At 35.9% G+C, this 25625-nt stretch carries 18 protein-coding genes and 6 pseudogenes; 14 read left to right on the forward strand and 10 right to left on the reverse strand.

Annotated features, from left to right (window positions below; translation table 11 throughout):
• Positions 1–65 precede the first annotated feature (65 nt).
• From GFS03_RS00005 to GFS03_RS00015, 3 pseudogenes are all read left to right on the forward strand, one after another.
• A pseudogene (locus tag GFS03_RS00005) lies at positions 66–1817 on the forward strand (AAA family ATPase).
• Positions 1818–2023: 206 nt separating this feature from the next.
• A pseudogene (locus GFS03_RS00010) lies at positions 2024–3651 on the forward strand (hypothetical protein).
• Between the two features lie 328 nt (positions 3652–3979).
• Positions 3980–4686: pseudogene (locus GFS03_RS00015) on the forward strand (mechanosensitive ion channel domain-containing protein); the annotation flags it as partial.
• Positions 4687–4707: 21 nt separating this feature from the next.
• Here GFS03_RS00015 and GFS03_RS00020 read toward each other — a convergent pair.
• Entirely contained in the window at positions 4708–5760 is a 1053-nt protein-coding gene (locus tag GFS03_RS00020; RefSeq protein WP_153421922.1) for an ISNCY family transposase, read from the reverse strand.
• Between the two features lie 76 nt (positions 5761–5836).
• On the opposite strand from GFS03_RS00020, the pseudogene GFS03_RS00025 reads away from it, so the two are divergent.
• Positions 5837–6007: pseudogene (locus GFS03_RS00025) on the forward strand (mechanosensitive ion channel family protein); the annotation flags it as partial.
• A gap of 100 nt (positions 6008–6107) precedes the next feature.
• Complete coding sequence (locus tag GFS03_RS00030; RefSeq protein WP_153421923.1) at positions 6108–6521, forward strand: STK_08120 family protein; 414 nt, start codon at positions 6108–6110, stop codon at positions 6519–6521.
• A 7-nt stretch (positions 6522–6528) separates the two neighbouring features.
• On the opposite strand, the gene GFS03_RS00035 is transcribed toward GFS03_RS00030, so the two are convergent.
• Positions 6529–6849: a DUF4364 family protein gene (locus tag GFS03_RS00035; protein WP_153421924.1), complete on the reverse strand. Its 321-nt coding sequence runs from the start codon at positions 6847–6849 to the stop codon at positions 6529–6531.
• A gap of 178 nt (positions 6850–7027) precedes the next feature.
• A pseudogene (locus GFS03_RS00040) lies at positions 7028–8047 on the reverse strand (potassium channel family protein).
• A gap of 83 nt (positions 8048–8130) precedes the next feature.
• Here GFS03_RS00040 and GFS03_RS00045 point away from each other — a divergent pair.
• From GFS03_RS00045 to GFS03_RS00070, 6 genes are all read left to right on the forward strand, one after another.
• Positions 8131–8760 carry a molybdopterin-dependent oxidoreductase gene (locus tag GFS03_RS00045; protein ID WP_153421925.1) on the forward strand — a complete coding sequence of 210 codons (630 nt, stop codon included), beginning with the start codon at positions 8131–8133 and terminating at the stop codon, positions 8758–8760.
• A complete protein-coding gene (locus tag GFS03_RS00050; RefSeq protein WP_153421926.1) occupies positions 8747–9223 on the forward strand; it encodes a hypothetical protein in 477 nt (158 codons plus the stop codon). The genes GFS03_RS00045 and GFS03_RS00050 overlap by 14 nt, the downstream gene beginning before the upstream one ends.
• A gap of 283 nt (positions 9224–9506) precedes the next feature.
• Positions 9507–12437 (forward strand): formate dehydrogenase subunit alpha, encoded by a 2931-nt coding sequence (gene fdhF / locus GFS03_RS00055; RefSeq protein WP_153421927.1) that lies wholly within the window; start codon positions 9507–9509, stop codon positions 12435–12437.
• Positions 12401–12757 carry a DUF1641 domain-containing protein gene (locus tag GFS03_RS00060; RefSeq protein ID WP_153421928.1) on the forward strand — a complete coding sequence of 119 codons (357 nt, stop codon included), beginning with the start codon at positions 12401–12403 and terminating at the stop codon, positions 12755–12757. Before fdhF ends, GFS03_RS00060 begins: the two co-directional genes overlap by 37 nt.
• Positions 12738–13505 (forward strand): formate dehydrogenase accessory sulfurtransferase FdhD, encoded by a 768-nt coding sequence (gene fdhD / locus GFS03_RS00065; RefSeq protein WP_153421929.1) that lies wholly within the window; start codon positions 12738–12740, stop codon positions 13503–13505. The genes GFS03_RS00060 and fdhD overlap by 20 nt, the downstream gene beginning before the upstream one ends.
• A 62-nt stretch (positions 13506–13567) precedes the next feature.
• Positions 13568–14506 carry a PEP/pyruvate-binding domain-containing protein gene (locus GFS03_RS00070; RefSeq protein WP_153421930.1) on the forward strand — a complete coding sequence of 313 codons (939 nt, stop codon included), beginning with the start codon at positions 13568–13570 and terminating at the stop codon, positions 14504–14506.
• Here GFS03_RS00070 and GFS03_RS00075 read toward each other — a convergent pair.
• The 5 genes from GFS03_RS00075 to GFS03_RS00095 all read right to left on the reverse strand — a co-directional run bounded on the left by GFS03_RS00075 (position 14503) and on the right by GFS03_RS00095 (position 20780).
• The gene (locus GFS03_RS00075) at positions 14503–14790 is read right to left on the reverse strand and encodes a ferredoxin family protein (RefSeq protein WP_153421931.1); all 288 of its coding nucleotides are present in this window, start codon (positions 14788–14790) and stop codon (positions 14503–14505) included. The genes GFS03_RS00070 and GFS03_RS00075 overlap by 4 nt on opposite strands.
• Positions 14787–15974: an NAD(P)/FAD-dependent oxidoreductase gene (locus tag GFS03_RS00080; RefSeq protein ID WP_153421932.1), complete on the reverse strand. Its 1188-nt coding sequence runs from the start codon at positions 15972–15974 to the stop codon at positions 14787–14789. The genes GFS03_RS00075 and GFS03_RS00080 overlap by 4 nt, the downstream gene beginning before the upstream one ends.
• 2 nt (positions 15975–15976) lie before the next feature.
• Complete coding sequence (locus GFS03_RS00085; protein WP_153421933.1) at positions 15977–17809, reverse strand: FAD-binding protein; 1833 nt, start codon at positions 17807–17809, stop codon at positions 15977–15979.
• 168 nt (positions 17810–17977) lie between these two features.
• Positions 17978–18895, reverse strand: coding sequence for a 2-oxoacid:ferredoxin oxidoreductase subunit beta (locus tag GFS03_RS00090; RefSeq protein ID WP_153421934.1), 918 nt, complete (start codon positions 18893–18895; stop codon positions 17978–17980).
• The gene (locus GFS03_RS00095) at positions 18882–20780 is read right to left on the reverse strand and encodes a 2-oxoacid:ferredoxin oxidoreductase subunit alpha (protein WP_153421935.1); all 1899 of its coding nucleotides are present in this window, start codon (positions 20778–20780) and stop codon (positions 18882–18884) included. Before GFS03_RS00095 ends, GFS03_RS00090 begins: the two co-directional genes overlap by 14 nt.
• Positions 20781–21161: 381 nt before the next feature.
• Between GFS03_RS00095 and GFS03_RS00100 the strand changes: the two genes are divergently transcribed.
• The 3 genes from GFS03_RS00100 (at position 21162) to GFS03_RS00110 (ending at position 23199) form a co-directional block, all read left to right on the forward strand.
• Positions 21162–21425, forward strand: a complete 264-nt coding sequence (locus tag GFS03_RS00100) for a hypothetical protein (RefSeq protein WP_153421936.1) — start codon at positions 21162–21164, stop codon at positions 21423–21425.
• 123 nt (positions 21426–21548) lie between these two features.
• Positions 21549–22031: a GNAT family N-acetyltransferase gene (locus GFS03_RS00105; protein ID WP_153421937.1), complete on the forward strand. Its 483-nt coding sequence runs from the start codon at positions 21549–21551 to the stop codon at positions 22029–22031.
• A gap of 373 nt (positions 22032–22404) precedes the next feature.
• Positions 22405–23199, forward strand: coding sequence for a hypothetical protein (locus tag GFS03_RS00110; RefSeq protein ID WP_153421938.1), 795 nt, complete (start codon positions 22405–22407; stop codon positions 23197–23199).
• A gap of 21 nt (positions 23200–23220) precedes the next feature.
• On the opposite strand, the gene GFS03_RS00115 is transcribed toward GFS03_RS00110, so the two are convergent.
• Together GFS03_RS00115 and GFS03_RS00120 are read right to left on the reverse strand one after the other, a co-directional pair.
• Positions 23221–24558, reverse strand: coding sequence for an APC family permease (locus tag GFS03_RS00115; RefSeq protein ID WP_153421939.1), 1338 nt, complete (start codon positions 24556–24558; stop codon positions 23221–23223).
• An 88-nt stretch (positions 24559–24646) separates the two neighbouring features.
• Positions 24647–25603: pseudogene (locus GFS03_RS00120) on the reverse strand (acetamidase/formamidase family protein).
• Positions 25604–25625 lie beyond the last annotated feature (22 nt).

A 25625-nucleotide genomic window follows, 5' to 3' on the forward strand; every position in this document is an offset into this window, starting at 1 on the left:
TTTTATAATGTGAGAAAATCTTGGATCATATAAAGATAAAAGGTTTGAGAGGAAAAAAAAAATGTATGTCGACAGTGTCTTCTAATAACTCTAGTATACTGATAGGATTGAGCAGTAATACTATTCAGTTGATCTTGGAGATAATACTAACAATACTATTTTTCCTTGTTCCACTAATTTTCTGGTTATTTCTCTAGGAGGATGATGATAGGAAATACTACTAAAAATAGAAGACCTAAAGTTTATATATTCCTAATATTAGATGGGATGAAATATATGATTTAAAAGATGTTAAAATAAGATTGGAAGAATTAGCTAAAATGGTTCAAGAGGGAAGGGCATACGGAGTAATACTCTTTGGTCCACCTGGAACTGGTAAAACAACAATTGCGAAGGCTCTAGCAAATAAATTAGGCTGGGCTTTCTTTGAGTTGAGACCAAGCAAAATATTAAGTAAGTGGTATGGTGAGAGTGAACTATTGTTAGATAGTTTCTTCGATCAAGTAGAAATGAACACACCAGCTGTTGTGTTTATAGACGAATTGGATAGCCTAGCTATGAGTAGGCAGAGTGATCTGCATGAAGTTACTCATAGGTTAGTAAATATAATGTTAATGAGACTTCAAGATTTACACGATAAGAGCTTAAGGGTGTTAATAATCGGAGCGACAAATGTACCTCAAGAAATTGATGAAGCGTTTTTAAGACCAGGGAGATTTGACGAAGTAATCTACGTGGCTTTACCAGATGAGAAAAGTAGAGAGGAAATATGGAGGGGTTACATAAAGAGGGAAGACGTAAATTATTCCCTATTGGCTAAAAAGAGTGAAAGATTTTCTCCTGCAGATATTAAGAACGTTGTTGATAAGGTTATGAGTAAGAATAATAGTCCAAAAACTGAAGACTTTCTAAGAGAAATTGAGAATTACAAACCATCTATTCAACTTTCAACTATAATTAAATTTGAAAATATTGCTAGAAAATATGAAAGGATAAAACTAATAATAAAGACGTATGGTGTTCCTAACATTTCTTGGAATGATTTAGGAGATTTAGAGGAGGTTAAGAGGATAATAAGGGAGTCAATAGTATTACCCATAACCAATAAGGAGTTTGCCGAGAAATGGAATATATCCGGTTAAAGGCATACTCCTATATGGCCCACCTGGGACTGGAAAACTAGTATTGCTAAGGCCCTAGCTAATGACTTGAGGTTTAATTTCATAGAACTGTCTGGAGAGGAGGTAAGTAGTGCTGGTCCTCTAGATGCCCCAAAGATTATAGCTGAGAAATTCTATATTGCCCTAGATAACGCACCGGCAATTATATTCATTGATGAGATAGATATGATAGCGAGGAATAGAATGGCTAATGAATGGAGAAATGCCTTAACGGAATTATTAAGGCAAATGGATGGTTTAAGGGAAATCCATAACGTAATAGTGGTTGGTGCTACTAACAGACCTTGGGACTTAGACCCAGCAATATTGAGGCTGGCAGATTCGATAAGATAATTTACATCCCTCCACCAAATAAGGAAGGAAGGGAAAAGTATTAGAGGTGCTTATAAGAGATCTAACTGTAAGTAGAGATGTTATTTCAAAGGTTGCTGAACTTACCGAGAATTATACTCCAGCAGATTTAAAACTAGTTGTGGAGGAAGTAAAGAGGAATTTACTAAGAGAGGCGTCAATTAACGGTAATTTAAGACTGAAGTAAAGTTAGAGGATTTCATGGATGTGTTAAAGAGAGTAAAGGCGAGCTTAGATAGACAGACATTAATGATGTATGAGAAGTTTGGATTTGAAAGAAGATAAGCTTGGGGAAAAAGTTTAATCCTAATGCGATTAAGATAATAGCGTGCAGAACTGGATCAAAGGACTTATTGGTTTCTCTCTATTTTTACTTATACTCGAGGCTATGCTTCTGTATAGTATTAAATTGGTCTCATATCCTTTTCTTCTCTACTCGTCCCTTGTATATTTCTTCGTTTTACTATTAGCTCTGTATCTCGGTGATTTCAATGCACCTAAAAGGACTAATAAAAAGAGATGATATAATTTACGTATCAGTTTTTGTAATAATATTTTTAATAGCGCTGAGGAATTATATACTATCTCCTCCTTACACACTGGGAGATACTACAATACTTCCACCTACAAATCCTGGTTATATACGCCATCAGCTACGATAGAATACTATTTATCCCTCTTGATGGGTAACAACAACCTCATAAAAACGTTGAACTTCCTCGCTTTCATAATAGGGCCAATTTCTATTTACTTTACGTTAGGAAAGAAAGGCGATTTATTTAAAAGACTAATCTTACCTTTGATCTTTACATTAAACCCTATTGCAATTTCAATATTTTATGCTGGAGATGGTGAAAGTATACTTTTAGTCTACTCGTTACAACCACTAGTGTACTATCTTACATACAAAATTCTAAACGACGCAAAGGATAGATTGAAATATTTCATTTATTTGAGTATTGTAGAGGTAATTGGCCAGATCTTCTTCTTTCAAATGTTTCTCTTCTCCTTCTTTTTTCAATTACCCTTTATCTTACTATCAATTAGAGAGAAAAAATATTCGTTTTTAATCTACCCTATTCTGGCTGATCTACTGGGATTTCTATCAGAACTATCTTGGGAAATTTACTTATACATAGGCGTTGTCCCTAGCGTATTAGTTTCCCCATCAAATACTCTAGTAAGATTAGGATTAGCCTATTATTCTACAATAGTGTCAGCTCTTCTATTCGCTATTGTAATAATTACCGCTTTTACATATAAAAATAAATACGCTTTGGCCACAATTTCCTCACTAGGATTTCTACTTGTAATTTATTCTATTTTGCAGAACTTTCAATTCAATATTCCAATCATTTCTGCATTGCTTGCTGCTATAACAACATTCCAAACTAAGGTATACCTACTAAGTTTCGGTCTTCTGGATATAAGTTTGTTTTATCTAAAAAGAACTAAGGAGCTCATAATACCTTTACTCTCGTTGATATTAATAGTTCTTCTTACAAATACTGGAGGTTTGCAAGCAACAACTTATTCGATCTTCTCCTTTAGCCCACAAGCAGTACCTACTTGGTATTATCAACTTTATGATTACTTAGCTCAAAATAATCCGAGTAATGTTTACTCTTTAGCAACTCAGTATCAATACTTACAATATTTGCCGGGATTTAGTGGCTTCGTTTATGATCCTAGCTTTATCCATAATCTAACTAGCCCGTTTTATGGAATGAAATATCTTCTTTCAACATCGCAGATAAATTACACCGGAATAAGACTGGTGAAAACATTTGGTCCAATTCTAGTATACTACAACGAGAATTATACCGGGTTAGTACATTACTTAAATGGAAGTCCAGTTAGCAATTACAGTATTTCCAGTGACGAGATCAGAATCTTTGGTGATAAGTCACCTTACGTAGTCTCATTACCGTATTCAAGATATTGGAGTAATGCTGAAAATTACAGTGGTTTTCTTGAACTTATTAGTAATATTTCCCAGAATTCTCTTATAACTTTAATACACAAATTGTTCTTTGTTAGCTTATTTTTCCTTATCTTACCTTTCATTCTGTTGATTTTTGAAAAAGGTCCCATGAAGAGTCTCATAGTCGGTCGCTGACACGACCTTCATTCTCAATCTTCATGGGATTCTATATATAGTATGGGGTTATGCTATTTTATTTTTGTCCTAAATCTATTGTTGTAGTCCTTACAAACTATATGCAGAAAACTTCATGTGGGTGAGGTTATCAATTCATTATGTTTTTCCTTTAATGTCCTATCTTTAGGTGCCTACTCATAAATAAAACGACTGCTTACTGTACTTGGCGAGATATGGGGCTGTGAAGCAAAACTCTCTATCCTCTGAGAGTAGTTAGCTCACGTTCAATAAATCAGTTAAAATAATTCTCGCAACGCTTATTACCCATGGTTTAAAGTTTTATAGTATGGATTATAGGCCCTTCATAAAAATTCTTCTCACTCTAGTAATTTTTGCCCTTGTGGACTATGTAGTCAGTGTAATTTTGAAAGCACTAACGTTTTACTTTCCTCAAATATCCACGTATACCTCTGATGCCTTTACAGCATTAACGGTTATTATAATAGCCATAGGTGGTTTTTACATTATAAGAATTTTACAAGGTGTAATTTACAATCAATTACTAATAAAATTAGAGAAAAGTACTGCATCTAGTATAAAAGTCGCCCTCGATATCATATTTTATACAATTTTAGTTCTTGTAATACTAGCAGCATTAAAAGTAAACTTAACTGGAGTATTAGTTGGTGGGGCCGTAGGTGGTATTATAATTGGTTTAGCAGTCCAAACTATTGCGCAAAATACTATCTGGAATATTAGTGACTTCTAGTAGAACCATAAGGCTGAACGATTCCGTTTCATTAATATCATGGATATGGGGAGGCCCAATTATCGGAGAAGTAAGTAAGTAAGATATCACTACTCTTTACAGAAATTAAGACAATTAATGGAAACACTATCAAGATACCTAATTCAGCGTTTCTAGTAAATACTGTATTTCAAAAATTGGAATCTGAACACTCCTTAATATATCCTTATCAATTATTGATTAATGCAGACGTTCCAGCTAACGATCTACTTAATTTAGCTAAGGCTTATATTAATGACTCTTTTCCTAATAGTACTTTATAGATTTTATCGTAGTCTGAATAGTTTCTTATAGTCAAGGAAGTATCCATAAACGTTTTTCAAGTACCTTGAGAGAGCCTTTACACCAAGGTGGGAACCGAGCTCATACTTCAAGATGTGGAGGAAGTTCACAACTAGGCCAACAAGCTTCATGTATCCGAGGATCTTGACTACGCTCTTGAACGAACTGCTCCTAAGGCCTAGGACCTTCAAATCCCTTATCACAGTTTCAACATCCCACCTATTCTCCCAAGTCGTTATTACCTCCTCAGAGGTCATGGTTAGGTCGGTCGTGAAGAAGTACCTCCTCCCGCAACCTTTATAATTATTAACTACAATTAATTTAATAGGAACGCCGAGGTACGTGACGGAGAACTCTCCCTCGGGGAACTCGGCGACCGGCACGGATCTACCTCCCTCGGTAACCCGCGCGCTCGCCTTAAGTTCCGAAACAACACCGGGCAGAAGAGTTCTCCTGTTCACGTACCACGAATCGAACGCTATTGAACTAACGTTAAGCCTCCTCCTCACTTTCTCTATCAGCTCAATTGCGATTTCGATCTTCGTTCTGAACTGGACTGGCTTCCCTTCTTGTTTCAAGATATTCACGACTTTTTGTGGTAGGTAGATCTCGAGGTGGATCAAGTAGACCTCGTTGGTTTCCAAGTCCCTTATTGTGGCTACAAGGATTTGGTGTGCTGGGATGTAGGTTTTATCCTTCCTGGAGTAGAAGAATTGGGTCATGTGAGCTGAGACCCACGCGGCTTCAGCGTAGTATTTCTCGTTTAGTGTGTCGTCTATTGAGAGCTGGACCTTGTGTTCCCCTACTAATTCCTTCACTACTTCGATTAGATCGACCTTAGCGACCTCCTCTAACTTCCTCAAGGCGTATTCGTAGTCAATTCCAGCCGTGGTGCACTTGGTCCTCATTGATCCATCTTCGATCAGAGATGCGCCCAGTAACTTCACTAGGGATTTACTGCCTAGCGTCTTCTTCACTTTCTCTAGGTACTTCCTTACCCTTGCAAATCGTCTGTTGAAGAGACTCGTTATTTTCATTGTTTAGTCTTGGTATTATCATCCTAAAAAGTTTTTAAGGTATTTCAAATTGACGTCATTTTCAGGAAACTACTATCCTAAAATGAAAATCAGATTACCAGAAATTTACTTCACGGGAAAAAATGGAGGTACAAACGCTTTTACTATTATTTTACATTTCGATGATATAAATCAACTCAATGACATATTAAGTTTAGTAAATGAGGCATTCGATAAGGTTTACTGGGAACTTAAGAAAAAGAGTTAAATTATAGATCAAGTCTAATACTAAAATAGAAATGTATTAAAAGATTATATTATATGTTATAGTTTAAACTTTATTATACACAAAGCCACACTAATATATAATGGAATGGACAAAGATAATAAAAACCAAGCACGATATCGATATAGTAGTCAAAATAATAGCTAATCCAGAATTTTTCATACCTTTAGTTTTGCCGGTTAGGAAATTTATTCTGAGTTCTGATAAATTATATAGATGTGAAGGGGATATAGGAGGATTACCCGTTATTTTCCATGGCAGAGAATATGTTGGATCTTATACAATTACTCACGTAATTGAATTTTATAAACAACCAAACATCTCTGGAAAAATAAATATTCAAGGTATCGAGGATAAAGTAAATATTACCGTATTACTTCAGAATTTATATATTATATATTTACCGTTAAGAGTATACATATCCAATAAATTAAATGAGCTAGAGAAAATATTTGATGAGAAAATTCGACTAGAGAGAATAAAGAGAAAACTTTGACTACTTATTATTGTTTATCCACGTTGGGTTTTAAAAGTTCGATGACTTTCTCCCTAGCATAATACAAATTCTCTCTTATCTTTATAAACTCCTCAATATGTGCCCTCAACAATTTACCCTTTTCAGTTATTTCATAGAGCCTCTTTCCATTTTCAGTTTTAATGCTTAAAGCACCTGTTTTTATTAATTGATCTAAATATTTCTGAGCTACTGCATAATTTATGCCAGCGCCATATATAACCCTTGTAACACCGCATTCAGGATCGCAACTTTTCAATATATCAAGTATTATTTCCATTTCTCCTCTTTTACGCCGTTGAAGTTGCATATGATAATATATAAGTAGAAGGTTATAAATATTATCGGAAAATTTAATAACAGCGAAAATATTATAGGAATAGATTGAAATTTAGAACTCAATATTAAAACCTAACAAGAAATTATCATGATAAAAATTTTTCCGATAAGTTAATGGTACTTCGATGTAAGTTTTTGGAGGAACTCTTTTAATCAGACAACTCTAGGAGTTCCCTAACCTTTTGAAAAGTCGATGGATTTCCTAGGACTATTAACTGATCTCCGGGGTTCAGTTCTGTATCCTTATTAAAATAAGGATCTATTTTGTGGTTTCTAATAATAGCTAACGGAATAACTTCATTAGGCAAATCACTAATTTTCTTCACCTTCCTAACTTCAAAGATTCCAATTATCATATCTCCAGTTCTTTCTGGAAATATTAAGCTTGCAATATTTGTTGAGAGAGCAGCACTAGCTGCTATTCTGCCTATAATGTCTTCACTCGGTATTACCAAATCTGCTCCAGCAGTCTTAAAGAGATCAGTTAATGAGTAATCATTAATTGCAACTATTACTTTTAGGGGAGGGTTAAGTTTTTGTAGCTTAAGTGTTATTAACAGAGCTTCCATATCGTTATCCATTATAACTATAGCATTTTTTGCATAACTGATACCAGCTGAAATTAAGTTATTATCGTCCTTAGGATCACCTAGGATTACTGCATCTCCTCTGATACCGTTAGCAATGTCTTTAGAACTGGTCAGCACAATGTAGTCTACACCAAATCTGTTTAGTCTCCTAACCGCGCTAAGTATTTCAGTACCGTTACCTATTAAAATAGGATGACCTTTCATATGTCTGCCTCTCCATCTGGCTTTTGCGTCATTCCATGTAGCTCTACTTATTAAGGTAGCTACAATATTCTGTATTATGCTAGTATATAACCCTACCGCAAGAATAATAGTTAACGTTAATGCTATCTTTTCGGTAGATGACATTTGGTAAATGTTAGGTGATTATAATCCTACTGTAGTTACTACATTCACTCCAGTGTATATAGCGGAAATCCAGTCTAAATGCTGATAGTTTACAAAAACTATTGCGTTAATGAGTACTGCTACACCTAACAATATAATTTGAATATAGATCCTCTTAAATACTGAATATGGTGCAACTAGATTTTCTAAGATCGGTATAACTATCCTATTCCAAACTTTATCCTTATTCACAAGTAGGATTTAATGTTATAATATTTTAAATAACCGCTTGGATTTGGGAAAATCCTTAATAGCATTGCCTCATTATTTCAGTCGTGAGGCTAACAAATAGAAGGAATTTCTTAAAATTACTCCTCATTTCCTCATCATTGTCGGTCTTGGGTAGGTTATCAATTAGTGAAATGCAACATGCTCAAAATGGTTTAACACCATTTGGTTCTTGGTATGTGGCTCAATATAGTCAAATTGTACCCGATATACTACTGAGTAACTACGTTTTAACAGTAGATGGTGAAGTCGAGAACCCAGTGCAATTAACTTATCAAGATCTACTTAACATGCCTTCAATTGAGGTTAAGGATACGCTTCAATGCGTTTCAGACCCCTACTTTCTCAGAGCAAATATCGTCTGGAAAGGAGTACCATTAAGTTATATAATCGACATGGTTAAACCTCACTCTAATGTGATAAAAATAGTTGGATATAGTGCTGATGGCTACACTGCAGATTTGCCTATAGTGAAGGCAAAGGAACCAAATGTACTAGTAGCTTACATGGCTGATGGTAAACCATTGCCACAAGTGCATGGATATCCAGTTAGGCTTGCAGTACCGGGATGGTGGGGATATACTTATATTAAATGGTTAGTTAGGCTTCACTTCACATCTAAAAACGTTTTAGGCTACTGGGAATCTCTGGGGTACCCCGATTATGCGAAAAAGTAACATTGGAATGATTATCTCGGCAATAATTCCGACATTTACGTTAATCTATCAACCAGTTTGGATATTAGGACTAATGACAACTTCTATATCTTCTACTAAGGCCTTTGATCCAACCTTTAAGGATTCAATTTATAGCTCTAATTTCAGAAAAGATACTTCAATAATCCTACTAGTCTTATCAATCTTAGAGGGTATTTCGGGATTCGGTGCAGGGCCTCAAACTTCGAATATAATTAGTACATTAACCTTTAACTTGTTAAATAGAGGAAACTCTTTAGAATTGCACCTAGTTCTAATAATTCCATTAGCGCTATTCTTCATCTTACATACTGTTTCTGGATTTGGGTCATTATTGCTTTCAAGAGGTATCAAAAATCCTATATTATTCAAATACATTATCCCTATAACTTGGATAATAATGTATCTCGCAGTAGTTTATTTAGATCTATACTACTTCTTATGAACTAAATGGTCATTTTAAATAAGAAAATATCCAAAATTAGTAATAAAGATTTATATATATGCATAAAGTAATGTAGATTATGTACTCTAAAAAGAGGAAATACTATACAATACGAAGGATATCAATCTGTAATTCGAGTTATGGAATATTCAAATGTGATGATAAGGAGAGATATACCCTAATAGCGTATACTTATGTAAGTAATCTAGCGAGCTCCTTATTTTTTAACTTTTGAAAATTTTAGTAACAAACTTTTTAAGAGCTCCACGAGAGATGATTTTTCGTGCCAGTAAAACTATCTATAGATAATAAAGAGAATATAGCTAATGAAGGAGAGACAATTTTATCAGTGCTAAAGAGGAATGGTATTTACATTCCACACATATGTTACAACCAAGGACTAGTTCCTATAGAAAGCTGTGATTCTTGTTTAGTTGAGGTTAACGGGAAGCTAGCTAGAGCTTGTTCAACAATAGTCGAAGATGGAATGAGAATTTCAGTCAACTCTAAAAGAGCTATGGAAGCAAGAAAAACCGCAATCTCCAGAATACTAAGGTATCATAAGCTTTACTGTAGTATTTGTGAAAACAATAATGGTGATTGTGTTCTTCACGAAGCAGTAATAAAATTGAATATTAACTCTCAAAAGTATATAGAAAAGCCTTATCAAGTTGACGATAGTGGCCCCTTCTATGTATATGATCCATCTCAATGTATACTATGCGGAAGATGTGTTGAGGCTTGTCAAGACTTTGCGGTAAACGAGGTAATATGGATTAATTGGGATCTCAATCCCCCTAGGGTTGTTTGGGATAATGGCAATCCAATAGGTAACTCCTCTTGTGTAAATTGTGGTACATGCGTTACAGTTTGTCCAGTTAATGCGTTGATGGAGAAGTCAATGTTGGGAGAGGCTGGATATCTCACCTGGATTAATAAGGATTTAAAGAAAAAGGCAATAGAAGCCATAGGGAAGGCTGAGGACAACTTCAGTTTATTAATGACTTTCAGCGAGATTGAGGCTAGGGCTAGAGACTCACAAATAAAGAAGACTAAAACTGTGTGTATATATTGTGGTGTTGGATGTTCGTTTGAGATTTGGACTAAGGGTAGAAAGATAGTAAAAGTTGAGCCGAAACCGGAATCACCAGCTAATGGTATTCTAACTTGCGTGAAAGGTAAGTTTGGATGGGACTTCGTAAATAGTCCAGAGAGGATCACTAAACCATTAATAAGAGAAGGGGACAAGTTCAGGGAAGCTAGTTGGGATGAGGCTATTTCATACATAGCTAAGAGGTTAAAGGAAATTAAGGAAAGATATGGTCCAGATTCCATTGGTTTCATAGCCTCAGATAAGATGAGCAATGAAGAGGCTTATCTATTGCAGAAATTGGCAAGGGCTATAATAGGCACCAATAATGTAGATAACTCAGCAAGATACTGTCAAGCTCCGGCAACAGTTGGCTTGTGGAGAACAGTGGGAATAGGTGCTGATTCTGGTACAATTAAGGATATTGAAAAAGCAGACCTAATTATAATTGTTGGACACAATACCACTGAGAGCCATCCCGTGATAGGAAGTAAGGTAAAAAGGGCTAAGAAGGTTAAGGGTTCAAGGATTGTGGTAATCGATGTTAGGAAACATGAGATTGCTGAAAGGGCTGACTTATTTATCAAACCTAAACCTGGAACTGATGCAGCAGTTTTGGCTGGTGTTGCAAAATACCTTATTGATCAGGGATGGATTGATAAGGAATTTATAAATAAGAGGGTTAATGGCTTTGAGGAGTTCAAGGAATCCATAAAGGGATTCACGCTAGATTATGTGGAAAGTGTAACTAATGTTCCTAAAGAGCAAATAATTAAACTTGCTGAAATGATCCACAATGCTAATAGTGTAGCGGTATTATGGGGAATGGGGGTAACTCAACATTTGGGTGGGGCTGATACTTCAACGATAATTTCAGACCTATTACTCATAACTGGGAATTATGGGAAACCTGGTAGTGGAGCTTTTCCAATGAGAGGTCATAATAACGTTCAAGGAGTTAGCGATTTCGGTTGTTTACCTAATTATTTACCCGGATATCAAAAGCTAGAGGATGAAAATGTAATAAGAAAATTCGAGGAAGCTTGGGGTGTAAAGCTAAACAGAATGCCTGGATTACAGATACCTCAAATGATAGAGGGCGTGTTGGAAGGGAAAATTCACGCGTTATATATAGTTGGTGAGGATACTGTTATGGTTGATTGTGGAACTCCTTTAACTAAACAAGCTTTAGAAAAAGTAGACTTCCTAGTGGTACAAGATATGTTCATGACTGAGACTGCAAAGTTAGCCGATGTAATATTGCCAGCATCTGCTAGCCTAGAGAAAGATGGCACTTTTGTCAACACCGAAAGAAGAATACAAAGGTTTTACAAGGCTATGGAACCGCTAGGTGATTCTAAACCCGACTGGGAAATAATTCAGATGGTTGCTAATGAGTTAGGAGCTAATTGGAACTATAAACATCCGGCAGAGATAATGGATGAGATAGCTAAATTATGCCCTATATTTGCCGGAGTTAGTTATTCAAGATTGGAGGGATTTAATAGCCTGCTGTGGCCAGTTAATGAGGATGGAAGCGATACCCCACTACTTTACACAAACGCCTTTACTACTAAAGATGGTAAGGCTATACTTTATCCATTAACTTGGAAGCCACCAGAACTTAAGGATGAAGTTCATAAGGTGACTGTAAATACTGGAAGGGTATTAGAGCATTTCCATGTAGGCAATATGACCAGAAGAGTTGAAGGTTTAAGGAGAAAAGTTCCCGAGACTTTTGTAGAGGTCTCTAAAGAGTTAGCCTCTAAGTACTCAATCAAAAACGGTGATCTTGTACTTGTCAAGTCCAAATTCGGTGGAGAAATTAAAGCAAGGGCTATAGTTAGTGATAGGGTAGAGGGCGAAGAAATCTTTATACCTCTTTACGCATCGGATCCTTCCAAGGGTGTAAATAACTTAACTGGATTAGTGATAGATAAAGCCAGTGGAACTCCAGGTTATAAGGATACACCGGTCGTTATCGAGAAAATAGAGGAGGGCAAAGGTGAAAGTCCCTTACCTTTAGACAATTGGAGATTTCATGTTAATGAAAGGAGAAGACAAATTGGTATAGAGGTGGAGAAGAAATGGAAGAGGGAGGAGTTCAGGCCATTGACAGATTAATTGAACAATTCATTGACAGTAGGGAGGCTATAGAGAACTTTTTGAAACTAATTAACGCTCTACAAAAGACTGGCATCTTGCCTTTGCTAGTAGGAATTGTGAATAATCTTGACTATAATTTGACCTTCTTAGCTGAGCAGAATGCAATGTTGATAAGAAATGTTAATGTAATATATGGTGTATTAAGTGGGAAAGAGGAAGCTAGGGATGTTAGTTTAACTGAGTTAATTAAACAGCTGAATGACCCGGACGTAAAAAGAGGATTATATTTACTACTAAAGATACTTAAGGCGATTGGAAATGCAAGTAAAGAGGTTTAGCTTAGTAAGGGTTAAGGAGAATGATAAATACGCAGATAGTGATTTCGTTGCAGTGGAGGAACCATTAAATATAAAAATTTGCTTTGAAAAGTGTGAAGACTTTGCTATAATAATGAGAACGCCAGGAAATGATAAGGAGCTTTCCTTGGGTTTTCTATACTCCGAAGGTGTAATAAACTCTATTAATGACGTTAAGAGTATTGAGCAGGTGGAGGATAACGTTATCGAGATTAGATTGAATAACCCAGTTAAAGTAAAAATAAGGGACTTAATTGTAAATTCAAGTTGTGGAGTTTGTGGTAGAGCCTTTTTATACACGTTAAATATACTCAAGTCGGATCTGAAAGTCAAAAAAGAGCTTATTTTCTCGTTTCCGGAAAAATTGAGAGAAAAACAAAGTGTGTTTAACATTAGCGGGGGTCTTCACGCTACAGCGCTATTTGATCCTCAAGGGGAATTATTACTTATATATGAGGATGTAGGAAGACATAACGCTGTAGACAAGGTTGTTGGTAAACTTCTATTAGAGAATAAGGTTCCAGCAAGTAATTACATTATGCAAGTTAGTGGAAGGTTAGGATATGAAATCGTTAGTAAAGGGATAAAAGCTGGAATACCGATAATATGTGGAATTTCAGCTCCTACTAGCCTAGCTATTGAAATTGCTGAAGAAGCTGGACTGACCCTCATAGGTTTTCTAAGGGGAAAAAGTTTCAACATTTACACTCATGATGAAAGAATATACTAGATGATAACTTTTTAACATTATTAATAGGTAGTATTTTAAACCTATCTAACTAGATGTAATTTATGAATTATACATACCTCCTAGAGGAAGTTAGTTTATCAATGGTTTCTATTGTAGGTAGAAAAAGCGCTTACTTAGGTGAATTATATAAGATGGGATTTAATATCCCTAGAGGATTTATAGTATCAGCCAGAGGAGTAAATGAGGCAATTAAGGATCTAGATGACGAAATACGAGAAATACTGTCTTCTGTCAATTTAAACGATACAACAGATCTTGAAAAGAAAAGTGAAATGGTCAAAAACATGATCATTATGTCAAAATTGCCTGAGGAAATGGAAAAAGAAATATATGAAAGATTCTCCCAACTAGGCTCAAAATACGTTGCGGTAAGGGCTACAGCTACATCTTCCTTAAGTGGTGCAAGTTTCGCTGGTGAGTATGAAACTGACCTATTCGTTACTAAGGAGAATCTCATTCCGAGTATTAAGAGAGTTATTGCGTCGTATTTTAATCCAAGAGCAATAGCTTATAGGATTCTGACTCGTAATGAGGCCGGGATGGCAATTCTTGTTCAAACAATGATAAACCCATCTAGTGCAGGGACTGCATTTTCAATACATCCCTTAACTGAAGAACCAGATTACGTATTTATAGAGTCATCTTTTGGTCTTGGTGAAAGTGTAACTAAAGGTATGGTTACTCCAGATCAATACATAGTAAGTAAAGCTTCCAGATCGCTGGTAAGTAAGAGGATTTCTGAGAAAGTTATGAAATTAACTTATGATTTTAACGAAAGAAAAATAAAAACCGTTGAACTAAGCAAAGAGGAAGCTTTAGCTGAAAGCTTAAATGATATTGATGCAATAAGGATTGCAAACATGGTTATAGCTGTAGAAAATATATTTAAGAGAAGTATCAATATTGAATGGGCAATGGAAGATAAAAAAATCTACTTGTTAGAAGTTAGGGGAATTAGACGCTTGTACCCTGAATTTTAACCATATCTTAATGCTATACCTAGTCCATATCTTGGATACTTCCAAGAGATGTTAGAATAGGGACAAGCGATTCTACAAGCGCCACATTCCACACAATTCTCATAAGATATTACAATTCTTTGATTTATCCACGAATAGACATTTGCAGGGCAGACCGAAATACAAGGTTGAGGAACTCCGTTAACTTCTTCACATTTAAGACATTTGTTAGGATCGATTATGGCCAAATGAGGTTGTTCGTCCTTCTTATACCTTAAAGTGTAAAGTTTTTCCTCTACTCTCATGATTTAAACACCCCTATACCTAATAATAAGTGTTTAAGTAGTTTAGACGTGTCTAATTTAACTTTAGAAAAGTCGCTATAAACCCAACCGTGTAGAAGATCATTTATAGTTTTCACATAATATTTGAAGTTCTCCTCCTCTACCAATTCCTTCACTAGTGGTCTACCATTTACAACTCTTCTAACTTCCCTATTTTTCATTAATTCACTCTCGTATTTACTGCACTCATAAGATTCTAGTGATGCCTTCCCTGCAACTACTCCAGAAGCCACTGCGGGACCTATACCATTAAATGTTAATGGATCCACCAGACCTATTGCATCTCCAGCCAAATAAACCTTACCAGAACAAGCTTTCCAAGATGGAAATCCATATTCTGGTATGACCTTTGCAGAATACTCTCTCAATGACGCTCCTTTGACTAAATCATTTAAGCCCAATCTCTCCTTAACCTCGTCTAAGACTGTATAAGGTGTTATTTTTCTCTTTATAAGTATTTTCATTGGAATTCCAGCACCTATTGCTATGGCATCCTTATATACATAAAGAAAGCCCGCATATGGAACTGGGTCTGTTCCTAATATTCTCCAACTCACACCCTCATCATCAGCTTTGAATCCAAATCGTTTATTAACTTCATCCTTGTTTAAACTATAAACCTCCTTAACTGTTTGTACTGCATTATCTGGAGTTAGGTCTGGTCTTATGTTAGCTTTCATTGAAACTAGTGCGTTCACGCCCTCAGCTAGTACTACCCTATCTGCCCTTACTTCTCCTCTATCAGTTTCTACTTTATACTCATTTCCTTCTCTTTCAACTCCTAATACAGTAGTTTTTGTTATTAGTATTGCTCCAGCTTTCTCTGCTTGTTGAGCCATCCACTTATCTAATTTTAACCTTGCAGCAGTTGCCAAATTTGATTCAACATTTACGCTGATTCTTGTTCTATTTGAGTCACTAAGTAAGATCAAATCCACATTCTTTACTTTTCTCTCTATTGGTATAGAAGATACATCATAAACTGAAGAGAAATCATCTAGCCTTATCATTGCTCCAGAGACGTTTTTAGAACCTGGTTCTGGACCTCTTTCTAGTAATAAGACTTTGGCTCCTCCTTTAGCTGCTGTTATTGCAGCTGATGAACCAGCTGGTCCAGCTCCAACTACAACTATATCGAATTTCATTCTTAGCTCACCTCTTTTTTCTTAAGCAATTCGATCATTTTAGGTACTATCTCGAAGATATCACCTACTACTCCAAAATCACAATTCTCGAAAATTGGGGAACTTGGATCTAAGTTTATCGCCCCTATTCTTCTAGAAGATAATATACCAACTAAGTGTTGTACTGCACCAGAAATTCCTAACGCTATATAAACTTTAGGTCTAATTGTTGTACCAGTTTGACCAACTTGTCTATCCTTGGGATACCAACCCATATCTGCCAATGGCTTAGAAACTCCTACTACACCACCTAATAACGAGGCTAATTCCTCAGCCATCTTTATATTTTCTGGACTTCTAATACCCCTACCTACACCAACCACTATATCTGCTTCCGCTAATACATTCCTCTTCTCTATAACTCTATAATCTAATACCTTAAGTCTGGTGAATAGATCATCAATTTCCTCTCTCACTAATTCTCCTTTTCTACCCGGAACTCTTGGTAATGGCATAAATACACCAGCTCTAACGGTAACCATTACTGGTCTATGTCTAGGACATATTATAGTAGACATCTCTTTACCTCCGAAGTCTGGTCTTGTTGAAAGTAAAACTCCTTTGTCATCTACATCGAAGCTAGTACAATCAGCAATTAATCCAGTATCTACTTCAATTGCAGTAGTTGACGCGAGTTCCCTAGCGTTTCTAGTTCCTGGGAAAAATACTGCCTCTGGCTTATACTTCTTTATAAGCTTGGCTAATGCCCTAGTATACACTTCGTTATCATATCTATCGAATCCCTTAGTTTCGACAAAATATACCTTGTCTGCACCATATTCAAAAGTCTCCTCTATTAAGGATTTAGTAGCCTCACCACCTACTATTACCGCAGAAAGACTAGTATCCATTAGATCGGAAATTCTTCTTGCCTCTCCCATAATCTCAAAAGACGCCCTATTTGGTTTCTCTCCAATATGATCAATATATACCCAAATTTCACCATTCACCTTAACCTTAGGTTTAGGCTTTACATACTCCTTTAATGTACTTTCATCCTCTTTTAACGATTCGAAAATCTTATCTAAAAACCATTTCGCTGCTTTTTCGACATCTTTCTTACCATCTATTATCTCAGCCTTTCTAGTCTTGGGTGGAGGTTGAACTTTTATTACCTTAGTCGGAGAACCAGCTAAACCGATTTTGTTTGGTTCAGCCTTTATATCATCCTTGTTCCACACTGTAACTTTGGCCGTTTTAGCTTTAATTAAGCTTAATATATCAGGTTGCCTCGGTTTGTTTGCGATTTCCAATATGGTCAGTACTGCGGGGATGGGAGCTTCAATAACTTCTTCGTCAAATTCAGTGGTCCTAGTTACTACTATTTTATCCTTTTCTAACTTCTTTATTTCGCTTACATAACCTATAACTGGGACCCCAAGCCATTTCCCTGTCTGAGGTCCTACTTGTTCAGTCTCTCCATCAACTGCTCTTCTACCGAAGAGTATTAGATCTGCTCCACCCAACTTTTGAATCGCCTTAGATATAGTATAGGAGGTTGCCCAAGTATCAGCTCCAGCCATTGCCCTATCACTTATCAAATAAGCTTCATCAATTCCCATTGCTAGGGCTTCTCTAAGTGCAGAATCAGCTTGTGGAGGACCCATAGTTATGACAATAGTTTTTGCTCCATATCTTTCCTTTAATCTAACAGCCTCTTCTATTGCATGTAAATCTGGAGGATTAATAACAGCTGGTACTCCTTCCCTTACCAAATTATTAGTTACAGGGTCAATCCTTAGCTCATCCACATCTGGAACTTGCTTTATTGAAACAACAACTTTGAGTTCCGGCAATTTTACCTCTATAATGAGTACTCTTGATAGTTTTTAAGATTTCACAAAAAAGGATGTAATCTAAGGTTCTCGGGTAGGTGTATGAACCTAGTCCCCTTATTTCAAGGATTTCATTGAATCAAAATAAAAATTGTAAAAGAGATAAAAAGAAAAAAGAAATATTATATCTTAGACTACTCTTCTTTCTTTCAAAATATCTTCAATATCAGTAGTCGGTTTTCCTTCAAATTCTATTAAATCATTTGCTGGCGGATTATCTAAATATGACGGAGATCTTTCAGCAATTCTTTGCTCGTAAGTTGATACTAATTCATTTTGATAAAATACACCAATTGGTATTCTGTCTCCCCACTCCATACTTTTCAATATAGCCTTACTCATCTTATCTTCTGCCTCTTCTGGCTTCCTAACTATTGGATCCCAAGTTGGGTCGTCATCTAACTTGTAAACCCTCTTATCATAATACTCCTTAGTATGGATATCGTTATAAGTTGGGCAAGGTTGCAATACATCAATCATTGCTAATCCCTTATGCTTAATAGCCTTCTTTATTATCTCCTTCAAATGTTTCACATCATATGCGTAACCCCTAGCTACGAAAGTATATCCAGAACTTATTGCAAGAGCTATTGGATTAATATCGGAATTGATATTTGGTTTTGGTAAACTCTTAGTCTTAACACCCAACTTCAACGTGGGTGAAGCTTGACCTTTAGTTAATCCATAAACACCATTGTTATGAACTATTACAGTTAAATCCACATTCCTCCTCCCTGCACTTACGAAATGCCCTACACCAATACCTAATTGGTCACCGTCTCCACCATTTACAATAACTTCCAACGATGGGTTAGCTAGTTTTATTCCAATAGCGAAAGTTAATGCTCTGCCATGCAACGTATGTACTCCACTTGCTGGTAACCTAATAAAGTGAGGAATTTTTCCAGAACAACCTATACCACTTACTAGCACTACCTTTTTGGGATCTAAGCCAAGTTCTTGGATTGCTTGTTGCTCTGCACTCAATATACCGAAATTACCGCAACCAGGGCACCAATCGTTCCACTCTACCTTAAGCGCCGCCATGTAACACCACCCTCTTTTCTCCTTTTTGAATAACTGCTTTTATACCTTCCTTTACCTCATCTCTCATCATAGGTCTACCATTCCATTTTAATATATAATGTGTAGGTTCGATACCTGTGTTCAATTTCAACACCTCACCAGCTTGTCCAAAGTAATTACTCTCCACATCAATTATTAACTCTTTCCCACTTAGTAACTTCTTCATTAGGTTCTTGGGGAATGGGCTAAACATCCTTATCTGAATTAACATTGGTCTGATTCCTTCACTCTCCAGCTCTTCCATAGCATCCAATATTGCTCCCTTAGGAGATCCCCATGTTATTATTGCTATCTTTGAATCAGTGTTCCCATAAATATTAACCCTGCTCTCCTCTGGAATTTCCTTGTCTGCTGTAAACAGCTTCTTTATCCTCTTTTCATACATCTTCTCTCTATTCTCACTAGCTTCTGCTATGAACCCGTATTCGTCATGTTCGTCACCAGTATAGTGAATCCTAGTAGTACCTAATGGAGCAAATGGGGATATACCATCTTCAGTTATTTCAAATCTCTTTAATTCAGGGATATTCGAATTAATTACAATCTTACCTTTTTCTATCCTTATATTCTCCATTCCTAACATTTTCTTAGGAATAATTGAATAGGAGTTAGCTAGTGCTTTATCTACCAAGTGTATTACTGGGGTTTGATATTTTTGAGCTAGGTTAAGTGCCCAAGTACCATCATGGAAAGCCTCAACGTGGTCACCGGAGGCTATAACTATTCTCGGAAATTCACCATGCCCTGCATTTAAAGCGAACATTAGATCGGCTTGAGAGGTCCTAGTTGGCTGACCAGTCGAGGGACCTCCTCTGATATAGTAGGTGATTACAACCGGTGCCTCGTTCATTCCAGCCCATCCCATTCCCTCAACCATTAAGGAAAATCCTGGACCTGAAGTAGCTGTAGCTGCTCTTACCCCAGTTAAGGCAGCTCCAGAAGCCATATTTATTGCCGCTAATTCATCCTCAGCTTGAACAACCACTATCGTAGATTTCCTTTTTTCTCCAGTCTTGGGATCTACAGTAAATACAGTTTGATGTGCCTCTATGAAAACGCTCTCATCACTTGCTGGGGTTATTGGATAGTATGACTGGAACCTTAATCCACCATAAATCTTACCAATTGCTGCTGCCGTATTACCATCTAAGTTTATTTTCTCTTCATTGTTAGGTAATTCAGGTAGATCGTACATTGGTTGGATTTGCTGCATTGTTAATTGCGCTGCAATAGTATTTATCTTAGCGAAAACCTCTTGTCTAAAGGTTCTGGTTATAGAGTTTAATAGATATTGCTCTTTTAACCCTAATAGTTTGTAAGAAGCCGCAATAGCTATGGTATTCCTTGCTCTATCTGCAACGCTTAACTGCACCTTAGCCTGATCAGCGACCTTCTTTAAGATCTCCATGTAATCGATTGGTATTACCTTAACTCCTCTCTCCTTCTTTAAATAATTTATTACGTCCTTTACTGTAGTCCCATACCCTTTTTCCTTCAAGAATTTAACTACGTGTTCAGTTATTTCTGTTTCCATACTCTGGATTTGTTCAGCCTTAGTATTTTCAACCTCTGTACTATATATTAATACTTCTTTTACTTCATTGAAATGCTGAAATATTGTTTCTGCGTCGAAACTGGTTAAAATCTCAACTTGCTGGGCTATACTTCTTGGTGGTTTATCACTAATGGTTAGGTTAAAATAGGAATGTCTACCTTTGATATTGGAGTAATACTCTCTGTTTCCATATATGTAATAACCGCTAGCAGCTACGGCATTGCCAAAAATATTAGCGGAAGTGTCTACACCCGAACCTTGAGCTCCTCCTATCATCCAGCTTATTCGCATGAGTTATCAGTATATAATTATAGATATAATGGTAAATAAGAGTATCCCTACTAAAAATATGAACTTACTTCCTAATGTTTAAAAACATTGGTAAGGTGGTTTATTATATTATGTAAATCTAATAATAACTTAAGAATTCACAAACTAGATTTTTCCCTAAGTACAAACTTTTCAAGCATTACACGAGAGTACCTAAGGGAGGTTTAAATTAGATACATAGATTATGCTACTATATAATATCGGTAATTATAATTTTTGTGAAAGTTTTCACTTATTTAAAAGTTTCTAGTAATTATAAAGCAACACAAAATTTAACTAACTAAGAGATTAGTGTAATTCTTTGCACTATCTTTATTAAGGTATTACTACACAATTATTTTAATGAGTAGAGAGGTAACTGTGAAATTTGAAGATGATAATGAAACTTTCTACTTAATAAGTGATGATGGGTTAATAGCTAAGCAAAATACTACCCCAAAGAAAATCGATATTCTAATAGTTAAAGCGGCTGATCGAAACAAAATCCTTGAAGCAATTAAAATGAATTATAAACTGTTTGAGTGTAAAGATAAAAATAAAGAAGAATGTTTAACTAAAGTATTAAACAGCGTATTTCCATACTGCAAAATATGTCGATTCATGTAGAGGATAAAAAGTATTCATTTTAGGTATTATTATTAATAAAATACTTCGTAGGTATAAGCTTTAGTTTCTACGTTTAAACATTACAGTAACATATTTAAACCTAGATTTTAAAGTATAAATAAGATGAATGAACAGATAAAGATAAGGAAAGCTACTAAGGAAGATTGGGAGAGAATTTACCATTTATATAACTCTTTGAGTGACGAAGATCTGTATTTAAGATTCTTCCATCTTTATAGAATAACTGAAGAAGATGCAAAGAAGATAGCTTCTAATGAAGATCATGTTACGTTCTTAGCAGAAGTGGACGGAAAAGTAGTTGGAGAAGCGTCACTACATAAGGATGGAGAGTTCTCATTAGTTGTTGACAGAAATTACAGAACATTAGGAATAGGAACTTTACTAGTTAAAACCCTAATTGAAGAGGCTAGAAAATCTGGTTTAAGCACAATAAAATTCTACACCTTACCAGAAAATACTCCGATGATAAAAATTGGGAGAAAACTTGGTTTTAAACTAAGGTTTTACGAAGATGAAGTTTATGGAGAAATGAAACTAACAGAAAAAGAGTTAAACGTTAATATAGCAACATCCTCTGCTCCATAAGGAATCTGGATTTCATCGCAGTTTAACAATTTTTGAGACAAATCTTTGAAATTTGGTATTTTCTATAAAGTTTAGTAGGCTTATTACCTACCCTATGATAACACTTGATATGCCTTTCGGACGTTAGGAGACCAACATCTCTTCATTAGTATTAGAGGACTTAACGAAGAGAGTACTAGAAGAAATGGTAAGACGTATTAAGGATGAAAGCTATGTTGAATGGCATTATTCGGTATCGTTTTCTGGTGATTGTGAGTTTAATACCTTATTATTATCAAAATTATTATTAATTACATAGCATAGCAGAAACTACTTGCTACACTGGAACTAGTATAAAAAATAGCTTTATTATACTCAGCATCGACTAGATAGCATGAAGTTATATTTAGTTTTGGTCATTGTAATCGTTGCTGTCATATTAATTGCATCTGGTGTTGTTATCCTACTTCACAACGTTTCACAGCAGACCAATTTGACAAAAGTTGTATTTCCTACTCAAACCAAAATTTCTTCAATCTTAGGGAATGGGTGGAACATAACTGGTTTATTTGAAGAGAATTACAGCAGTGCAGTTAACCAGCAATATCCCGGAGGTACAGCTTTATATCAAGAATATATCCAAAATGGAAATCAAACAATTACGCTCAGTGTAATTCAATTGAACTCTTCAACAACTACATTAAAAGGGGTTAAGATTGGAAAGTATTTGGTTTCGGCAAACATATCTGGTAATTCGAGTAAGTTTGACTTAAGTGGTATAGAGAACCTAGAAATAGAGACCTTGAAGAGCGGAAATGGTTTAACACCAGAACTTAACCCACTATTATTTCCCGCCAATGAGACAATTTCGCTCTTGGAATTTGGCAACGCTATAACGAAAAACTATACCCTTTATTTTGAGACCATAATGTACAACAACTCATTTATATCGATAGATATAGCAAACTCATCAAACATATCATCATTATTTACCTATTTATTGAAAAGTACTGGACAGAACATCACAGTATCGACTATTAACGGTATGCATTACTTTAATTTGAGCTTCGTCAGTCAGTATGGTAGTGTTTACTACTTTGTAGGAATTAAAGATAATTATCTGATATTCATGCAATCTCAAACTCCACAAGCTTTTCAATTCTTTGTAGGGATATCGAAAAAAGTTTAGATTTTAAACTTTTAGATTTCTTTATTTTCTTAGTACTTTATAAATGACGCCTGCTATCATCCATACTATAAATGACGCTACTCCTATTAATACATACGCATTAACTGATGTAGTTACAATATTAGCGAATACCACAAATAATAATATTACATTTATTGCTGCGGTAAGAAGAACATTCCATAAGCCTAGACTATTATTTTTCCTTAAGATAAATAGTAAACTTAGATTAGCAGTAAATAGCGCTATTAGGAATCCAAATGTAGTCGTTATTCCTACCGATAAGAAAACATTTTCTGGACCAATTAACAGTGAAAAGATAATAGTATACGCTAAGGAAAATATAAGCGAGAACAGTATAGCCTTATGCGGAGTCTTATTAGTTTGATGAACGTCATATAGTCTCTTATCTAATACACCATCCCTTGCCATAGCATATACTACTCTAGATACCGTATTAAAGAAAGTTACGGAATCCGTTAATCCACTATTTATGAGAAGAATTGTCAATACTATACCTAAAGCTACACCCCCATATTTTACTCCTAGGATTATCCCAGGGACAAGTTCCGTAAAGAAAGAAGACATGTTATTCACGCCCCATCCTACTACAAACGCTTCACTTGCGATTATATATGTTATACCAACTAGTAGCGCTGCAACAAATACTCCCTTAGATATTGTATTCTTAGGATCCTTAGCCTCTTCTCCCAAAACTGATGTCGTCTCATATCCCGCAAAAGCCAGAAATACAAACGCCATTCCTACACCAACATTAAATGGAGAGGAATACTTAAACGTAAACGTACTTGGATCTGGAGAAACTTTGGTAAATATTAGAAGAGAAGTAGCTACTATAAAAACTATTTCAAGGATACTCATCGTTAAAGTGAACTTTAAAGAAGGTCTTACTCCCAAATAAGATAAGACACCTCCAAATAAGGCTACTACTATGACCAATGGAATCCACAACCACGATGGAGTAGAAACACCTAAGACTTGTAGTGCACCAGGTAGAAAGACTCCGATTGACAAGTAGATGAACACTAATGCAGTTAAAGCGTATAGTACGTAAGCCCATCCTATAAGATAACCTATAGCTCTTCCTAATCCAGCAGAAATAAAGGCATATATCCCACCAGCGCTCTGAACATATCTACTTGTAATGGATAATCTAGTCGCATCTAATAGAACTCCTAAAGTTGCAATTAGAACTGCTAAAGGAAGTGAGGCATAAGCATAAGCAGCAGCTCCAGTTAATGTTACTAGACTAGCCATCGCAGGAGCTGCACCACCAATACCTTGAGCTATAACTTCTCTCAATGAAACGATTCCCCTAGCTAACTCCTTGTTTTCCTTCATAATTCTAACATCAAACGATTATCTTAAATATTTTTCTTAGAAATGCATAAATATAAGATTTAAAAATATTTAAAATATTTAAACTTGATCAGAACACTTCCACACTTTTATCGAAAATGTTCCTTGGCAAATACGCCGTAACTATCCAGTTGGGAACATCAACAACCTCACTAACCCTAAGGTTTACTGCAACACTAGCCAATATGTAAGCCTCTACCGGAGTCATGTATTTGGATAAGATAGATATTATTCCCTTAATGGCCTTTTTTGCTGCAATCCACAAGTTAGGATCTATACCAGGCTACGCTATATATTCGTCGTATTCCATCTCCTTTACTTTCTTAGCCACGAAAAGTGGTTGAGTTAAACCAACATTTTTAATTAACCTAACTTTCATTGTAACCTCCATGGGTGCCTCTATTGCAGTTCCACATACCTCGCCATCCCCTTGGGCTAAATGAGTATCGCCTATGGAAAGTAGCGCTCCATTTACAAATACCGGGAGATATAACTTTGTGCCTATAGTTAAGTGTTTTATATCCATATTCCCTCCGTTTTCCCTTGGAGGTATTGTACTCAGCTTTCCCCTATATGGTAATCCAGTACCTATTACTCCAGGGAAAGGATATATGGGGACTTTAACGTTTAAATCGCCAAATTTCGCATAAGCGTATTTCTCATCAACTTTCCAAATCTTGAGAGCGGGACCTTGAAGATCTATAGGTGCGGTATATTGCTCATCAGCCAGAAATCCAAATCCAGGAAGTACTCCAGTCCATCCCCATCCCTTATGCCTAAATTCTAAGAACTCAACCTCTAATGCGTCTCCAGGCTCAGCACCCTTTACCTCTATGGGACCGGTTAATGGGTGGATTTTTGAGAAGTCTAGTTTTATGAGATCTTTTTCTGTTGATGAAGGCGTGACTTGGCCATCAGAAGCTTCTTTGGTTTCTACTGTTATTATATCCCCATCACTTATCGTCATAATTGGAGGTATAGAGTTATCCCATTTGTTGTGGGTTATTGCATGAATAGTATATTGCATAATATTAATTCCCTTTCTTTAC

Origin of the sequence: Sulfolobus sp. E5-1-F (genome assembly GCF_009601705.1) — an archaeon.
Taxonomy (GTDB): Archaea; Thermoproteota; Thermoprotei_A; order Sulfolobales; family Sulfolobaceae; genus Saccharolobus.

What these genes read in the sequence shown, in the direction of transcription:
- GFS03_RS00080 (WP_153421932.1), bottom strand. Translation starts at nt 15,974, where the DNA reads ATGAAATTCGATATAGTTGTAGTTGGAGCTGGACCAGCTGGTTCATCA.
- fdhD (WP_153421929.1), top strand. Translation starts at nt 12,738, where the DNA reads ATGCAAGTAAAGAGGTTTAGCTTAGTAAGGGTTAAGGAGAATGATAAA.
- GFS03_RS00110 (WP_153421938.1), top strand. Translation starts at nt 22,405, where the DNA reads ATGAAGTTATATTTAGTTTTGGTCATTGTAATCGTTGCTGTCATATTA.
- GFS03_RS00090 (WP_153421934.1), bottom strand. Translation starts at nt 18,895, where the DNA reads ATGGCGGCGCTTAAGGTAGAGTGGAACGATTGGTGCCCTGGTTGCGGT.
- GFS03_RS00095 (WP_153421935.1), bottom strand. Translation starts at nt 20,780, where the DNA reads ATGCGAATAAGCTGGATGATAGGAGGAGCTCAAGGTTCGGGTGTAGAC.
- GFS03_RS00060 (WP_153421928.1), top strand. Translation starts at nt 12,401, where the DNA reads ATGGAAGAGGGAGGAGTTCAGGCCATTGACAGATTAATTGAACAATTC.
- GFS03_RS00115 (WP_153421939.1), bottom strand. Translation starts at nt 24,558, where the DNA reads ATGAAGGAAAACAAGGAGTTAGCTAGGGGAATCGTTTCATTGAGAGAA.
- GFS03_RS00020 (WP_153421922.1), bottom strand. Translation starts at nt 5,760, where the DNA reads ATGAAAATAACGAGTCTCTTCAACAGACGATTTGCAAGGGTAAGGAAG.
- GFS03_RS00050 (WP_153421926.1), top strand. Translation starts at nt 8,747, where the DNA reads ATGCGAAAAAGTAACATTGGAATGATTATCTCGGCAATAATTCCGACA.
- GFS03_RS00070 (WP_153421930.1), top strand. Translation starts at nt 13,568, where the DNA reads ATGAATTATACATACCTCCTAGAGGAAGTTAGTTTATCAATGGTTTCT.
- GFS03_RS00075 (WP_153421931.1), bottom strand. Translation starts at nt 14,790, where the DNA reads ATGAGAGTAGAGGAAAAACTTTACACTTTAAGGTATAAGAAGGACGAA.
- GFS03_RS00035 (WP_153421924.1), bottom strand. Translation starts at nt 6,849, where the DNA reads ATGCAACTTCAACGGCGTAAAAGAGGAGAAATGGAAATAATACTTGAT.
- GFS03_RS00105 (WP_153421937.1), top strand. Translation starts at nt 21,549, where the DNA reads ATGAATGAACAGATAAAGATAAGGAAAGCTACTAAGGAAGATTGGGAG.
- GFS03_RS00030 (WP_153421923.1), top strand. Translation starts at nt 6,108, where the DNA reads ATGGAATGGACAAAGATAATAAAAACCAAGCACGATATCGATATAGTA.
- GFS03_RS00100 (WP_153421936.1), top strand. Translation starts at nt 21,162, where the DNA reads ATGAGTAGAGAGGTAACTGTGAAATTTGAAGATGATAATGAAACTTTC.